This is a genomic window from Paenibacillus sp. J22R232 (assembly GCF_056269165.1).
In genome coordinates this window covers 154,436-170,202 of the sequence record NZ_JBWDNK010000003.1, presented here as the reverse complement: position 1 = coordinate 170,202, position 15,767 = coordinate 154,436, and the positions used below count along the sequence as shown (strand labels likewise).

Annotated in this window: 15 protein-coding genes; all 15 read right to left on the bottom strand. The window is 52.6% G+C overall.

The window, feature by feature from the left end; translation table 11 throughout:
- Positions 1-2: 2 nt before the first annotated feature.
- Complete coding sequence (locus tag AC0YN3_RS11795) at positions 3-629, bottom strand: CIS tube protein (protein ID WP_475775256.1); 627 nt, start codon at positions 627-629, stop codon at positions 3-5.
- Between the two features lie 27 nt (positions 630-656).
- The gene (locus AC0YN3_RS11790; RefSeq protein WP_475775255.1) at positions 657-4,625 is read right to left on the bottom strand and encodes a hypothetical protein; all 3,969 of its coding nucleotides are present in this window, start codon (positions 4,623-4,625) and stop codon (positions 657-659) included.
- Between the two features lie 106 nt (positions 4,626-4,731).
- Positions 4,732-5,193 carry a phage tail protein gene (locus AC0YN3_RS11785; RefSeq protein WP_246431886.1) on the bottom strand — a complete coding sequence of 154 codons (462 nt, stop codon included), beginning with the start codon at positions 5,191-5,193 and terminating at the stop codon, positions 4,732-4,734.
- A 9-nt stretch (positions 5,194-5,202) separates the two neighbouring features.
- Complete coding sequence (locus AC0YN3_RS11780) at positions 5,203-5,382, bottom strand: DUF6760 family protein (RefSeq protein WP_312891019.1); 180 nt, start codon at positions 5,380-5,382, stop codon at positions 5,203-5,205.
- Between the two features lie 17 nt (positions 5,383-5,399).
- Positions 5,400-5,780, bottom strand: a complete 381-nt coding sequence (locus tag AC0YN3_RS11775; protein ID WP_475775254.1) for a phage tail assembly protein — start codon at positions 5,778-5,780, stop codon at positions 5,400-5,402.
- Positions 5,781-5,909: 129 nt separating this feature from the next.
- Entirely contained in the window at positions 5,910-6,344 is a 435-nt protein-coding gene (locus AC0YN3_RS11770; RefSeq protein ID WP_138752594.1) for a phage tail protein, read from the bottom strand.
- Positions 6,345-6,382: 38 nt separating this feature from the next.
- A complete protein-coding gene (locus tag AC0YN3_RS11765) occupies positions 6,383-8,095 on the bottom strand; it encodes a phage tail sheath family protein (RefSeq protein WP_475775253.1) in 1,713 nt (570 codons plus the stop codon).
- A 92-nt stretch (positions 8,096-8,187) separates the two neighbouring features.
- Positions 8,188-9,000: a peptidase associated/transthyretin-like domain-containing protein gene (locus AC0YN3_RS11760; RefSeq protein WP_475775252.1), complete on the bottom strand. Its 813-nt coding sequence runs from the start codon at positions 8,998-9,000 to the stop codon at positions 8,188-8,190.
- Positions 8,993-9,571, bottom strand: coding sequence for a Pvc16 family protein (locus AC0YN3_RS11755; protein WP_475775251.1), 579 nt, complete (start codon positions 9,569-9,571; stop codon positions 8,993-8,995). The genes AC0YN3_RS11760 and AC0YN3_RS11755 overlap by 8 nt, the downstream gene beginning before the upstream one ends.
- Positions 9,572-9,748: 177 nt before the next feature.
- Positions 9,749-11,953 carry an AAA family ATPase gene (locus tag AC0YN3_RS11750; protein WP_475775250.1) on the bottom strand — a complete coding sequence of 735 codons (2,205 nt, stop codon included), beginning with the start codon at positions 11,951-11,953 and terminating at the stop codon, positions 9,749-9,751.
- A 32-nt stretch (positions 11,954-11,985) separates the two neighbouring features.
- Positions 11,986-13,221 carry a PP2C family protein-serine/threonine phosphatase gene (locus AC0YN3_RS11745; RefSeq protein ID WP_475775249.1) on the bottom strand — a complete coding sequence of 412 codons (1,236 nt, stop codon included), beginning with the start codon at positions 13,219-13,221 and terminating at the stop codon, positions 11,986-11,988.
- A 37-nt stretch (positions 13,222-13,258) separates the two neighbouring features.
- A complete protein-coding gene (locus tag AC0YN3_RS11740) occupies positions 13,259-13,603 on the bottom strand; it encodes an STAS domain-containing protein (protein ID WP_183567311.1) in 345 nt (114 codons plus the stop codon).
- Positions 13,604-13,621: 18 nt separating this feature from the next.
- Entirely contained in the window at positions 13,622-14,083 is a 462-nt protein-coding gene (locus tag AC0YN3_RS11735) for an ATP-binding protein (protein ID WP_475775248.1), read from the bottom strand.
- Positions 14,084-14,202: 119 nt separating this feature from the next.
- Positions 14,203-14,901 carry a response regulator gene (locus tag AC0YN3_RS11730; protein WP_475775247.1) on the bottom strand — a complete coding sequence of 233 codons (699 nt, stop codon included), beginning with the start codon at positions 14,899-14,901 and terminating at the stop codon, positions 14,203-14,205.
- Entirely contained in the window at positions 14,898-15,755 is an 858-nt protein-coding gene (locus AC0YN3_RS11725) for a sensor histidine kinase (RefSeq protein WP_475775246.1), read from the bottom strand. Before AC0YN3_RS11725 ends, AC0YN3_RS11730 begins: the two co-directional genes overlap by 4 nt.
- Between the last annotated feature and the right edge of the window lie 12 nt (positions 15,756-15,767).

Genomic DNA, 15,767 nt, shown 5'->3' with positions numbered 1-15,767 from the left:
CATCACTCCAATCTCGGAATCGTCAAGCTTCTTCCGGATAGCAGCATGCGTGGATTGTCAATGCCGTTCGCTTCGGCGATATGCCGCCATGCCCCTGGATCTTCATATTCCTCTGCAGCAATCGACCACAGCTGATCACCCTGCTTGACCGTTTTTTGTTTCGTTCGATCGGCGGACTGACGGGGGATTTCTTGATATTGCTCCTTCATCGTCTGAGAGCTGAGCATGGAAACCGTCAATGATGCGCGGACGGGTACGCCCGTTTCCAGAAACATGGTATACTTTTGCGTAATGCTCGTAATTACCCCTTTGAAATCCAGCGAACCCCAGATGAACTTGCAGGTCGGGGGTGTATGCAGATCCGAATCAACATCGAGAATGCCTACGATTTTGGAGGTATGGGTACGCACGTCAATACCAGCTTCATAGGTATCGAAAAACAAATTCAGCGTTAGCGTCGTCCGCTCGCCGCTCGTGAATTGGGAGAGCGGGGTTTGCAGGCCGGCTATTTCCTGCTCCGAATATTGATTGCCCGACTCCATTTCATACTCGGTCGGGTTAAATAGAACGTCTACCTTCTCGGTTTCTTTTGAACGAAAAATCCAAAACTGCGCTTTGCTTAAAGTCATTGGCCATTCCCTCCTTGTCCGGCTCCTCTAGTAGCCTCGTCTTCGCTGCTCCAGCTTCATTTTGCGCTCTAATGCTTGATAGACTTGATCCGCTATCGCTTCCGGGCGAAGATGCGGTATTTTCATAATCATTTTTTGCAGCTTATCGGGATCCATCTCGCGTGGTGCCTCTACCTTAACCTGGCGCGGCGGCTCCTGCGGAACAGCCTGCATGGGCTTATGGTGGGCAAGCGTTGGCATGGCCCCCCTATCCCTGGATGCCGGCAATGCCGCGCTTGCTTCAAGCATCCCGGAGCCGTTGCGGTTGCTCCCCTTCGCTGCATAGCTAAGCGGTGATTGCTCGCTAGCTGCGGCACTTGACTGCACCCCGTTCTTTAACGTGTCGTCGCCCGCCTGTACGAGCGTCGTCAATCCACGCAGCGCCGATTGGCTGCTTGCTTGCGCAGCGGCTGCGCTTTGGGAACGCTTTTGCAAAGTGTGCAGCAGCTGGCTTCCCGTTCTCATGCCTTTGCTTGCAAAAACAGCAGGCTGTGCTTGCCGATGCGCGCGGTTCGCTGCCGGTTTCATTGCACTGGATAGCTGTGTGCTGACTGGCCGCGTTTCTTCACCCTTGCGTTCCGCACCGTCAGCTTCGATAGACAGCTTTCTCTGTACGCTCAGCGCCGGATAAACGCGCATGAGATCGGATGCCTTCAATGCAGCCACTGCGGAAGCTTTTGCCGCTTTTTGCTGAATGGTAGCCTGTGCTGGTCTAGTCGCAGCAGCCGCAGCAAGCTTAGTAGAGCCTGCATGGTGACGATGCTGCTGCGATTGGCTCTTCAAGCCGGCTTGTCCGCGATCGAACCGCTGTACCAGACTACTCGATGACAGTCTGCTTAAATCAGCTGTAGTCGTGCGCGGCACAACGGCCGCTCTTGTCAATGTTCTTAACGATGTATTAGGATGATTAGCTTCTGAATGATCGGATTGCAAGGAATGATCTATTCCTCGAGCGTTCTTAACAATGAGCTGTTCTTTATGCCTTACCTCCTGCTGAAGGTACGCAGCTTGTGAACGCTGCAGCGTCTGAGCAGAAACATCGCTTTGTGACGCTAATGTCTGATCGCTTGGCTTCGCCTGGATGGGATTCGCTTTCAGGCTTCGCGCAACCACCTTGCTTTCGGCTTGTATAAGCTCGGTTTCCTGTCGCTGCCGCTTTCTCGTTGCTTTTAAACCTGTTGCCGCATACTCATTTCTCGAAGCGGAATCGTTTGTCATTTCGGAAGGTTCAACTGCCTGGCGAATGGGTCTAATGCCCTTCGTTGTCACTCCGCTATCACTAGGCATCGGATTCCGAGTCTTCTTTTGCTGCTTATGCAATAGTCTTTGCGGGCTCCGTAAAAGCTTCGCTTTCCCGTTCGTTGACCGGGCAAGCAATTGGCCGCGTGCTGTATTCGGCATGTTCATGCCAGCTGGCTTCTCGGATTCGCTTTTCAATTGCGCAGCTGCATGTGTTAGTTGTGAACCTTGTTGCGCTTGAGACGCTTGTGATAATCGTTGCGCTTTTGATGCCTGTGACGATTGCTGTGCTTGTTGCGCATTTGACGCTTGCTGAACTTGTTGTGCTTGTATATCCTTCTGTGTAGCTCCCGCGGCATATGTACGATCGCTGCTCTGTCCATCCGGATTCATTGGAGCTTCAGCAATTATTGGTTTTCTATGAATCATTGCTTTGCGGCTTCGTGACGCGACTGGCTCATTTTGCTGCTTCCATGTATCCAACGCGGTCTGCTGAACGTCTCTCTCCCTGATTCGACTCGCATCATTCGTTACAGCCTGTCGTTGTGCCTGTAATAAAGACCGTTCAACCGTTCGCTTGGATTGCCTCTCTTCAAATCGCCGCAAAATCAATGACATCGGTTTCGTCGATATATTTTTTTCACCGCGTCCCGCTGTTTTATACAGAGCGGTTACAGCTGTTTGCGGCAACCCATGAATGAAATTCCGGCTCCGTTTATCCAATATGACGGACTTAGTTGAAGATGATGCCGTTGATGCATTATTCCGTACTAAGGCTTTTGCGGTCCTGTCTGAAACGCTGCTTTTCTCAGCAGCCTTTTCTCTATTTGCTTGTGGTTGGGCCGGTGGGTCCATGCTTGCCTTAATCTGATCATTAGGCCTAGCTATATGTGAATGATCGCCTGCATCGGAATACTCCGATTGCATGCGCTGTGTTCGATGGATGAAGCGCTTTGCAGCTATCGCAAAGCTGCTTGTGTCATTTTGCTGCTTGGATTGTAAATTCAATGACTGCGGCTTGCGCTGCATCGTTAACAATTGAAGTCTTACGCGGTCATAATCGGCTATCGAGCCTAATATCACCCATTTGTTGGAATGACCCGTTAGCCGTGTTTCAAATGGCTTACTAGCTGCGCGTCCAAGAGTTGCATTCGTTCTGGAAGCTTTACCCCCGTCAGAAGGCATATGCTCATCGTACTTGTTGTCGGCTGCATCTGACTGCTGCTCTTTCGTTTGCTTGGGATAGGTACGATGCTCCAGCGCTTGCCGCCTATTCCCGCTTGCAAGCTTGTTCTTGCTGCCATCCTCCAGCTTCAGCCCCTCGGCCCGCTTCGCTGCCTCGCGCCGCTCCAAGCCCGCAGTCGCCGCGCCGCGCTCCTCCTCCTGCCTCAGACCCTCGGCCCGCTTCGCTGCCTCGCGCCGCTCCAAACCCGCAGTCGCCGCGCCACGCTCCGCCTCCTGCCTCAGCCCCTCGGCCCGCTTCGCTGCCTCGCGCCACTCCAAACCCGCAGTCGCCGCGCCGCGCTCCGCCTCCTGCCTCAGACCCTCGGCCCGCTTCGCTGCCTCGCGCCGCTCCAATCCCGCAGTCGCCGTGCCGCGCTCCGCCTCCTGTCTCAGACCCTCGGCCCGCTTCGCTGCCTCGCGCCGCTCCAAACCCGCAGTCGCCGCGCCACGCTCCGCCTCCTGCCTCAGGCTCTCGGCTGATTGCTCCTGCCGAGAAACTGCCCGTCTTGCATTCGTTAGCTGCATCGGCTTGAAACCTGATGCTGCGCCAGAACGAGGCGCTGATGGTAAAAGCTGTATATTTTCTTTGGCCAAGGGCTTTCGAAGCTCCCTTAGCCCGCGAATCGATTGAATTCGAATACCCGGCTGAAGCCTTGCTTCCAGCCATTTATAATAATCCGCTAGCTGCGCAGCTTTTAGTGCCTTAACAGGCCTGCCGTGCATTTGCGGTTCTGGTCCATTTGACAATTCAGGGTTAAGCTTTATGGTATGAGTTGCATTTTGCTTATGCTCTACCGAATGCCCCCTATCGGAGCGAGCATTCTCTTTTTGATGAGTTTCACTATGTTCCAGCCGCTTTTCCGGCTGTTTTCTAGTATTTTGCGCTGCATGCCCAATATTTTTGCTCTTGTCTGATTCAGACCTTTCTACTTGCTGCTTTAAGCTGCTAATACGCTTTTCGGCTTGATTTCGATTCTGCTCCAGTGCCAAGTCGGCTTGCCGCTGCATGCTGCGCACTGTTTTTTCAAGCTCCTTCGTGCTGCTTTGAGCTTTTGTTTCCAATTGCTTGGCGATCTGCTTGCTTCGCTTCACCTCAATTGCGGTATCTGCTTCAGCAGGCTGCGTCATTGCCATTTCCCTTACCGTTCTTTGCTCTCTTATGACATGCGTTACGTCGCGAAAAACAATTTTCTCGCGTTCGACCGTCACGCGTTCACGCTCGATGATTCGTTCGACCCTGGGCTTTGCACCTGGCAGCAATGGTTTCTTGCTCTGTTGCTTTGGTGCTTCCGGCTTAGGAGCAACGACTTGGATATGCAAGGTTTGCTGAGTAATGCTCGGCTGGCTTTTGAGTACATGCGACATGGCTGCACGCTCAAAACGATTGCGACCAGCTGTTGTTTTATATTTATTCAAGATGCCCCCGGCAAATGGCTGAACCGACGTTGATTGCGTTGTCGCAGCTTTGTTCGTTCGGTCCGCTATATGTTTCATCCGCAGCATCCTCCTATTTGCATTCAAATGATCTCTATTTACCCGCAGTTATGTTAACTCTTTTAACTCTTTTAACTCTTTTAACTCTTTCAACTCTTTCAGGGCTTCACGCCTGGAAATCTCCGTACAAGCCGCTATGAATGATTTCAATCGTTTCAACGGCTACGTCGCTCGTGCTCGCATTGAGCTGCGGTCCCGTCCACTTAACCGGATACGCGTCAAAAAAGCTCCAGCGCCCAAATTCCGTACCATCGGCAGACTGGAGTACGATAGCTCCGGTCTTGCGCTCAATCGTTCCCTCGATCGTACTTTCGTACCAGCTCCAAAGCGCCGGGGACTTGGTCATGCCCTTGCTCAATACAAGATTAGGAAACCGAACGCCCTTTGGCAGCTTATGGACATAACCGTTAACTCCGCCTTCGCGGTACTCTTCAATTTCCGTTTCTGCTTCCAGACCCGATACTTGAGAGAAGCCCGCCACAAAAATATCGTCAAGCTCTATCCAAAACATAAACGTTGTCGCTACATCGTGAAAGCGACCCTTCTCTTGCCCCTTCATGACTGCCATAGCGCAGCGTCACCTCTTTCCGAATACGTCGAAAATGTTTTTCTTGCTGCTGTCTGTGTCATCATTCATCTTGCGGTTGATTCTAGAAATTTCGTCGCACCAGCGACGGCGCTCCGCATGCTCCATGTTCATAATGTCATCATGCGACCAATGAAAATAATAAGCGACGAAGCCGACCTCCTCGTACAGCCGGTCAACCGGGTACCCTAGGAGAGAGCTTCCGTTAAGGACAAAAAATCGACAGCCACCTCGAACTCATGGTCGCATTTCGGACAAGCGGTAAGCACTTTTGGTGCTTCCAGGTCGTTAATTTGGCGATATAAGTTTTGCAAATAGGCTAGGTCCGCTGTGAACAGCTTCTCAATCAGCTTCGTATCGATATGTCTGACATCGCCGAGCTTCGTTACTACCCTTGCCATCAGAATGACTGTCAAATAGCTGGGGTTGGACTGGACACGCGGGTCCTTCATCGGCAAAATCTCATCGGCGGCGGTAGCAAGCCTTATGATGCCTCTGCGATGCAAATTTCCTTGATCATCGACATAGCCGCGAGGTAATTCAAATTCGTATTCCGTTTGAAATGCCATTGCTGTCTCACTCCAATCATTTCCTATGGCTGCTGCTTTCAAAAAAGCGGAAAACAAGAGAGGAGCAAGCGATTACTCACCAGCTGCCATCCCTTGTTCGCCATAAAGCAAGCTCTAATTACGTTGTACTTACGCTGAGCGCTCCAAGCCCTCATGCGCGAATTCAATAAGCTCCAGCGCAACTTCATTACCGGTACCGTTGAAGGTAGGCGCGGTGTATTTAACCGGCCAAGCTTCAATAACCTGCCATGTTGCTACGTCTTCGCCTTCTTCGTCAAGCGCGATGATCGTAATCGTCTTGCGCTCGATCGTGCCTTGCGCGCACTCCTGAATCCATTCGTACAGCTCCATGGATTCCGTCGTGCCCCATTTCAATGTAATATTGCCGTATTTAATCAAGCCTGGAAGCTTGCGGGGCGTAATCACTTCATTACCCTCGCGGTATTCGACAACATCAAAGGTTGCCTCGAATCCAGAAACCTCGCTAAAACCTGCTTGCTCTAAACCTTCTACTTCGACGCGGAACCTAAAATTCCGATATGGATCAATACGATCTCCTGGCATGTGGATCCCCTTCCGTTATTCGATATGGAAGCAAATGACTATTCAGAACCTGTCTTCTGGGTGATGCGGAACACGACAAATTCAGCTGGTTTCACCGGCGCTACGCCGATAACGCATATGAGGCGACCGTTATCAATGTCATCCTGTGTCATCGTGGAACGGCCGATTTCAACGTAAAACGCTTCTGATGGGTTCGTACCCGACAAAGCGCCGTCACGCCATACTCTAGTCAAGAAGGCTTCGATTGTACGCTGAACGCGTGCCCATAGCTGCTCGGTATTCGGCTCGAATACGACCCAGCTTGAACCATTTTTGATAGAGCCTTCAATGAAAATGAACAAACGACGTACGTTGATATATTTCCAAAGCGTGTTGGATGAGCAAGTGCGTGCTCCCCATACGCGAATGCCTTGACCCGTGAACGCGCGAATTAAGTTAACGCCTGCAGGGTTAAGAATGTCCTGCTCGCCATTGTTGTATTGCACGTCTAGGCCGACTACGCCGCGAAGCGTTTCGTTAGCCGGAGCCTTCTGTACGCCGCGCGTTGTGTCCGAGCGGGAGTAAACCCCTGCGATCGTACCGGACGGCGGAACAAAAATGTTGCGTTTGTCGAGCGGATCAAACACTTGCAGCCATGGGTTGTACAGCGCGCAATAGCTGGAATCGAACAAATCGCGGTGAGCGAGTACGTCCTGTACTTTCGTTGCTTCGCGCGGAAGATCGAGAATCGCAAAGCGGCTTCCCAAAATTTCGCAATGCGCAACAAGGGACAGCTGTACGTTCGGATCCGTTACGCCCGGAATAGCCATAATGCTTACTACATCATTATCTATAAACGATTGAATGCCCGTTCTTTTGCCAGGACCGAAATCCTCGCCGATAAAGTCAGCAGCCGATAGGCTTGCCGCAGTACCGTCGCTACCGCCTGACAATAGAATTTCGAATACGGCAGCGTCCGTGCCCGCTATTTGCTCGAGCGGAGCTACATTCGCATCCGAAGCCTTAAGCACTTGAACCGTAGCGATATTCGAACGCGAGATCAATTTCTCCACGTAGTTCGGCGCTTCTGGATTAAGAGAAGCTTTCTCGTAAGTTTCCGATTCCGTGCCGTAGAGCACGTTCACCGTAAATTCAGAAGTACTCAATACCTTTGTCGGTACGAGTGCCGTATCCACTACGTCGCCTTTCAGCTCTTCCGCAAGCTCAATCACTTGATCATGCACGGATACGATGCGGTTGTATTGCTTTTCCGTACCGTTTGCAAATACGACAACATCGCCTGCATAGAAGCCAGCTGCGTTTTTCACGCGGTAGCGATTGCCTTCGCCTGCTTCGAAGATCGGTGTTTTTGCTTTGCTTGCAGGTACGATAACAACGCGGATCTGATTTCCCCATGCGCCCGGATTTTTTGCGGCGATAGAGAGAACGGAATCCTTTTGCGTTTCATTCGAAGCCGTTTTGGCATCCGAAGGCGCTACCCGTGTTATGAAGCAGCGGGAACCTCCGTTTGTGAAAAACTGGTTAACGGCGTAAGCAAGGAAACGATACGAGCCGAACGCATTCTCAGATAAATAAGAACCGTATACGCGCCCGAAATCAGCTGGACTTGTAATAAGCTGCGGCAATCCTTCGACTGGTCCGCGAGCAGCAAGACCGATAAAGCCCGCTGTGCTTGTGCTGACACCCTCCAGCGGTTTGGCGCCGCTTTCGAATTCCTCCACATAGACGCCTGGCGATAAATACTCAGCCATGTGTGATCTCCTCTCTGAATCTATTTATGTATTAGGTAACGGCAGGCCATTTTCTCCTGCGTCAACCCCAAGACCAATTGGAATGCGGCAGATTACTTTTTATTCTGTTTAAGAATCAAGGTCTGCGCAGTTGTTACTTCCCCGGCTCGTGCTGTCAGCTCGGCCGTAATGCTGCTATTCCCGTACGAAGCAACCGCTTTGACGACGAAAGAACGCGGAAGCGTACCCCGAAACGGAAGTATGACAATTCCGTTATGAGAGCTTTGCGTCTGCACGGCCGGCAGCAGAGACGCTCCTCTGCGATAGCTTTGCTGAAGCGGCTTTTCGAAGCGAAGCCCGCCGCCCGGCAACACCTCGGCTACTTGTACAAGTTCCTCATTGCCCTGCCCTCTCAGCAGCAAGCATTCACCTGCGACCGTTTGTCCCTGCAGCAACCCGATGATTGCGGCATTTGCTCCTGCAGCCAGCGTATCTTGGGCCACTCTGCCTCTGGCAGCTTGGTCTTCGCTCGCGTATGCCCATACGTCTGCACCGGCGCAAGGAGCACCAGAATCATCGCATAGGGGAAAAGCGAGCGCGGTCGAGGCCGACGGATATGCATAGCCTGGGCTTGGGAGCAAAGGTACGGTAACGACCGGATTTAATTTATTCAAATCTGCTGTTTCAATTAATCGTTTGTAGGGTATAAAGCTAGGTGAGGTAACCGTAAGCAAGTAGCTGCCCGGCGGAAGATCAAGAAACAAGTAGGTCCCGTCAGGCTTTCGGACCGGCTTCTTGTGGGCGCCTTCAAGGGACACGCTCAGCGCCGAAGGCGCCGGCTGGCGTCTTGTCCAGATGTCGATAGGCGCCACAACGAGCGAACAATGCGTAATGCTGATGGAACGCAGCTGCGACAACTTAGCCACCGCCCTTTTCTTCAAGCACAATATGGCGCTCGACGACACGGGAAACAGACTTGACCCGGTTCGAGTCGAGCATGACTGGTCCTACGCGGTAGACGACAGAAAGCTTGTACGGCAAATCGCCGAACTGCCACAATTTCATCAATTCGTCACCCTCTAAGCTCATCAGAGCAAGCCTTATTGGGCTTCCGCTTTCGGCAAGCGTCCCCTCTAGGTAGGGTCCGCTCAGCATGCCATTATCGTACAGCACCTGCATCGCTCGTCCCAATATCCGATGCTCGTCCAAAGACCTTGTCAACCGGTCTGCATTGGAATGCGCTGTCATGATGAAATAAAAATCCAGCGCCTGAGGCGGGTATTGCAGCACCCCTCCGCGGTCTATCATGCCGGTACGGCGCGATTCTCCGTTCTCCTTAACGTTGTAAAGGAAAAGGGACAGCGCTAGGTCTCCTGCATCGCGGGGCGAAGCCATACCGATCAGGTCGGGGCGAGGCACGGGGTCAGGCGTTAGATGATCGCGTAGCAAGCGCAGCAGACTGGCTCCCAAATCCGCAATGACCGTATATCCTCCCATTTGCCTATCACTCCCACGAATACGTTATGATAAATCTATTTGTATACGAATTCTATTATAGCTTCTCTACTACCAATTGACTACGCAAAATTACTCATTTTTTGTCAATTTTACACGGAATACGCAACAATCTATCAAAAAATCTCACACGTAATGGTAGTTGGGAAATTCCCCCTGTCAAATATAAGGCTCAAATGACTCTTTCACGACAATTTTGCCCATCTTATGAAGCTCTTGTCGGGTGGCCCGAACCATATGGCGCATGCCGATCGAGGCTTGCTCTGCCGCTGCCATAAAGGCGGCCGATAAAACGATATTTTTAATATGCCCGCCAGAGGCGTCTACGCGTGCTGCAAGGAACGGCAAGTCCAAATCCGAGTCAAGCGGAGCGTCTAGGGGCAGCAAGGAACGGAAAATCTGCTCGCGCTGCGCAGCGTCAGGAAATGGGAACTTTACGATAACCTGCATTCGCCGCAGGAAGGCCTCATCCATATTCTGCAGTAAATTTGTCGCTAGAATAGAAACGCCGTCAAAGGTTTCGATTCGCTGAAGCAAATAAGCAGCCTCCATATTCGCAAAACGGTCGTTTGAATCCTTCACTTCCGTCCGCTTGCCAAACAGCGAATCCCCTTCATCAAAAAATAAAATAGCACCGCTGTTCTCCGCTTCGGCGAACAGCTCCCTTAAATTTTTCTCTGTTTCCCCAATGTATTTGCTCACTACACGGGAGAGATCGATACGGTAGAGTTCAAGCCCCAATTCGCCCGCAACCACTTCCGCCGCCATCGTTTTGCCTGTTCCGGGAGGGCCCGCAAACAGCATGCTCAGACCGCGACCATAGGGAAGCTTCTGTCCAAAGCCCCACCGATTAAAAACCGTTTCGTTATATTTATGCCTGCTGCAAGCATCCCGCAGCAATTCTAACGGCTCATCGGGAAGAATAAGATTTTCCCAAAGACGAACGACCTTCTGCTTTACCGCAAGCTCAGACAGCTTATGCTGTACTTGGCTTCTAGACGCGGAAGCGTAATCGTCAAGCGTCGGATATTCATGCTTGCTGCGCGCAGCTAGGCGCTCTGCTTGCATGCTCATGCCCGTAATCTGTCCCGCCGTGAATGCATATTTATCCGCGATCCGCTTTAACTGCTCCTGGTCAACGCCTTCCCTGCTGCAGCGCTGCCATAGTCGAAGACGCACCTCAGCACTAGGAACAGCCAGCTCTTGATTGATTACTGCGCCGCCGCTCGGTATTGGAAGCTGCGATGGACGCCGCTCATGGCGCGTTAGCCATAAGATAACCGGGTGCCTCGAAGTCTCCCCATACGCGAACAGCGCGGATCGGATCCGCTCCTGCAAGGGAGGCCAGCCCTCTGATGCCGAAAGCTCGCTCTCGCCTTCATCGAAGCAGAGCATCGCATCCGACAGCAGCGCTTCCCTTACGATGTTTCGCAGCTGCTCGCCAAGGGCATCGCCGTCTCGTGAAAGCTTATCCAGCCGTACGACCAGCAAAGCCTGCTCCATTGCATGGGCAAGATGCCTGGCATGAAGCTTTTTCCCGGCACCCGAAGGGCCGCTGAGCTGAATGAACGGCAAGCTCCTAATTCCGCCGCTCTCGTGGGCATTTTCCTTATCATCGCGCTTGCGCTCCAACTCCACGGCTAGCCTGAGGCTTGCCTGCACCTCTTCGTCGAATGCAAGCTCAGACGCCGGCTCCTTAGAGTCAAATCTGGTGCAGACGTCGGCGATGCGCGCATCGAGACGCTCTGTCTCCAGAAGAAACGAGATGATGCGCGCATCCATGCGAAGCGGCTGCTTGAGCGTGCTCCGCTCGGCAGCCGCTTTATCCGTACGCAGCACAAATCTGCTGAGCGACGAGTATCCGGCAAGCAGCGAGCGCAGGAAATAGCTGTCCTGCTCCTCGTCCCCAAGCAGCCTGAGCGCCAGCTCTGCGGTAGGAACACGCAGCGTGACGTCATCATTCAGGTAGCCGAACCAGCTCTCGTAGCGCGTATCGAGCTCGGCCGCAAGGCAAAGCAGCACGCAGCGCTTCTCCCAGCCGCCGAGGCGCAGCCTCCATGACAAATAGGCGAGAGGGAGAATTTTCCCTTCGCCTATGCTGGCATTTACATGCTGCAGCATCGCCTGCTCCTCTTCGATCCTGTAGCTTCTGAATGAAGCAAGCGCGTCCTCTTCGTCAAGCCATTCGCTTTCTTGCAGCGATCGCTCAATATCCGCAGGGCTGACCATAAGCCCGCGCATTGACATCGGTGTTTGCCCATCGATTTCCTTGCTTTCGAAATCAGCAAGTAGAATGCGCATCCCCCGCTCCAGCACGGCAAGCTCATCGCGCAAGTATTCTAAGCCTGTCTCATATAATCGCATAATCCTACTCCCTTATCGGAAGGCATCCTCGCTTATCGGCGCATGAGGCATAATACCGCAATGTCGTCTGATTGAGGCGCGCCGTCCGCGAACATGAATACGTCCATCAGCAGCGCATCGATAATCTCTGCGCTGGAATAGCCGGATGTTTGTGACAAAAACTGCTGCAGCCGATTCGTGGAATATTGCTCCTGAAGCGCATTCTCGGCTTCCGTAATCCCATCTGTATAAAGCACGAAACGATCTCCGCGGTCCAGCGCTATCGTCTGATCGCGATAAGTGAATTCGGGGAACGAGCCCAGCGGGATTCCTTTGGGCAGCTTGATCGGAATGACCGTTCCGTCCTCTTTCACGATATACGGCGTACAATGTCCCCCGTCGCTAAGCACGACCTCGCCGGTCGTTATGTTGAGCACGCCGCACACGATTGTCGCGAACAGCTGGGCATTGTCCGTGCATAGCTCGTCATTAACCTTCTCGAGCAGCTCGCCCGGCGTAAGATTGGAATTCATTTTCCCCTTGATAAGCGACAATGTCATAGCCATGAAGAGCGCCGCGGGTATGCCTTTGTCCGATACGTCGCCAAGCGTGAAGAACAGATGATTCTCGTCGATTTTGAAAAAATTGTAGAAATCGCCGCCAACTTCCTTTGCCGACTTCAAGAGCGCGCATACATCAAACGGCTCGTTCGCGGATGGCATCGTCGTTGGCAGGAAGCTCAGCTGGATGCTTCCCGCAATCTGCAGCTCGTTCTCCAAGCGATCCTTAAGCGCCGTCGCATACTGCAGCTCGCCGACCGATACCTCAAGCGCTTCGTATAGCCTGGCGTTATCGAGCGCCAGCGCCAGCGGGCCGGCGAATTTCGTCAGTGTCTCCAAATCAGCCTCCCGAAACGGCGAGCCGCCGTTCTTCGCCGTCGCTTCCAGCATGCCAACCTTTCGCCCTCTCGCAATCATAGGCACGATTACCTTATCGTCTCTGAAGCTCCCGCTGCTATCGATCAGAGCCGTCCCCGATGTCTCGGAACCTAATGCATCCTGATCTAAGGCGAGAGCGACAGCCGCCTCCCCAGCGAAAATGAGCTGCTTGGCTGCCTCGTTGACGGACCCTAGCAGCTCTGGCTTGTGCAAGGAAGAATGAACCTTCGTGCTCAAATCAAACAGCATTTCCGCACGGCGCAGCTTCGAGGCAAGCTGACGGTTGCGGATGAATAAATATGACGCGGCGCCCAAGCCTGCTGCACCGATAATTAAATAGAGTACAGACAATATCAGTACCGCCTTTCCCCATACAGCTCAGAAGTCATTATACGCCCGCTCCTATTTTCTCCAGCGCCTCTTCACGCGTTGCTGCCATTTCCAATATCGTCGTAAAGCCCGACATTTCAAAAACGTCGTATACCTGTTCGCCAAGACAAGCGCATACCATCCGTCCCTTGGACGCCCTGAGCTTCTTCGCCGCTACGAGAATAACGCGCAGCCCTGCGCTGCTTATGTACTGCAGATTGGTGAAATCAAATATGAACAGCTGCTTTCCGTCGGCAAACAGCTTAAGGAACGCCTGCTCCGCAACAGTAGCATTGTTGCCGTCCAGCCTGCCCTCTAGTGGAATAATCGTGACCCCGTTCAGCTCAGTTGCTTCTATATTCATGTTTTTATATCCTCCCGCTTACGCTTGATCGTCGTTTTGATGGGTGTAGCCAAATCGCTTGCGCATACGGAAGCGGTTTAAGCCTCCCGCATACTCATAATGGATGTCATCCATTAACCGTTTCACGAAAAAAATGCCGAGTCCGCCTATTGGCCTATCTTCCAGCTCCAGCAATGTCGAAGCATCCGCCGTCTGCAAAGGGTTAAAGGGCACTCCGCCGTCTTCTATTTTAACTTCAACGCTGCTCGGGGACGCTTGAATCAGAACAGCGATATGATGCTCCCCCCCTGACGGAAAGCCGTAATTGACGATATTGACTACTAGCTCCTCGCATGCCAGCGACAGATCGAGAACTGCGCGTTCCGGCCAGCCAACCTCGGCACCGATCTCTTCCAAACCTTCATTCAAGCGTTGCAGCTCATCCATTCGATTATATAGCTTAATCTCGCGATCGATGGGAAATTGCCAATCGTTCGACATGCACTACCTCCCAATTGAATCTGACCTATCCGCTCATTAGCCTACTCGCATACGACTTTAGTAGTTCTACGAAACTTGTCTGAATCCTGCAATCCCTGTCGAATTGTTTGCGCTTCGCTTCATTCGACGATGCCCTGCTCGAAGGCGTATCTGGTCAGTTGTACCCGGTTGTCCAAGTGCAGCTTCTGCAAAATATTTTTGAGATGGTTTTTGACGGTATGCTCCGACAGGCCCAGCTCCCCGGCTATTTCACGGTTGGAGGCACCCGTTGCGACACGCTCAAGCACTTCTTTTTCCCGGTCCGTCAGCGGCGTTGTGATCACGTCAGCATCCTTATCGAGCGTATGTGCCCTGCCCGCTGCCTTCCTAGCTTCTTTCGGCTTGCCTGCGGAAAACTCCTGAAGCAAGCGGAATGCAAGCTCCTTCGACATCGGTGCCTCATCGAGCGAAATCGCCCGCAAATACTCCAGCCAAGCGGACGGTGCCAAATTTTTAAGCAAATAGCCCTGCGCGCCGCGCTTGATCGCCTCGAACAGATGCGTAATATCATCGGATACCGTAACCATTACTATCTTTAAGGATGGTTTTGCTTGCTTAAGCCTAAGCGTAGCTTCCAAACCGCCCATTCCCGGCATATTAATGTCCATCAAGACCAAATCCGGCTCCAGCTTGGCAAGCGCGGCTATGGCTTCCTCCCCGCTCGACGCCTCTCCGATAACCGAAAAGGAGTCATCGCTCGTAACGATATCCCGCATCCCTTCCCTGCCATGGGGATGGTCATCTACTAGAAATACACGCACGCGTGACGTCCCGATCATTTTTTATTGCTCCCTCCGCTTATCAGTACTGTCGTTCCATGCGGGGCCGTTTTCCGGACGGACAGGCTCCAGCCCATGGCATCCGCTCGCTCCTGCATCATTTTGACGCCATACTTCCCTTTCTCGTAAAGCTTCTCTGCCGGCGCCCCGACGCCATCATCGGCTATACTGCAGCGAAAAACAGCCGGCTGAGCCTCCCGTTCATGGCCGCTCTCGCAGCGAATAAGGATTTGCTCCGCTTTTGCATGCTTCTGTACGTTCATGAGCGCTTCACGCATAATGGCAAGCAATTCGACCTTCTGCTTATGCGAAAGCACCCCTTCCTGTAGCTGCCACTCTACTTTGGTGCGAATGCCGCAGGACTGCTCCATTTCCGCCGTTAAGCGATGAATACTCTGCATCCATGACAAGTCCGCGGGAATCGGCATTTCCTGCAGGTTGGCAATCGACTGCCGCACGTCGTCGTAAACATGTCTGACCGTTTTTCTCATTTGTTCCGTCGTCTGCTGCATATCGTCCACCGATTTGGCACGCTCCAGCTTGTCCAGCTTAACAGAAAGCATGAATAGCGATTGCGATATGCCGTCATGCAGCTCTCTTGCCAGTTGCTCGCGTTCTTCAAAGGCAGCCTTGACGACCCTCTCCCGCTGCAGCGATTCTTGCATGCTCTCAAGCTTCGCAAACAAAGCGCGCAGCAAGGTCAGCGTAATGACGAATACGAATACGGGAGCAAGCACGTTCCCCAGATCCATCGAAATAAACGGCAAGAGCAATGCATGCCGCAAATACTCCCATAAACCAATCGCTACGGTCGGTATCCACAGAATCAACCACTTCAGCCATTTATACGACATGCCTATGCTCCT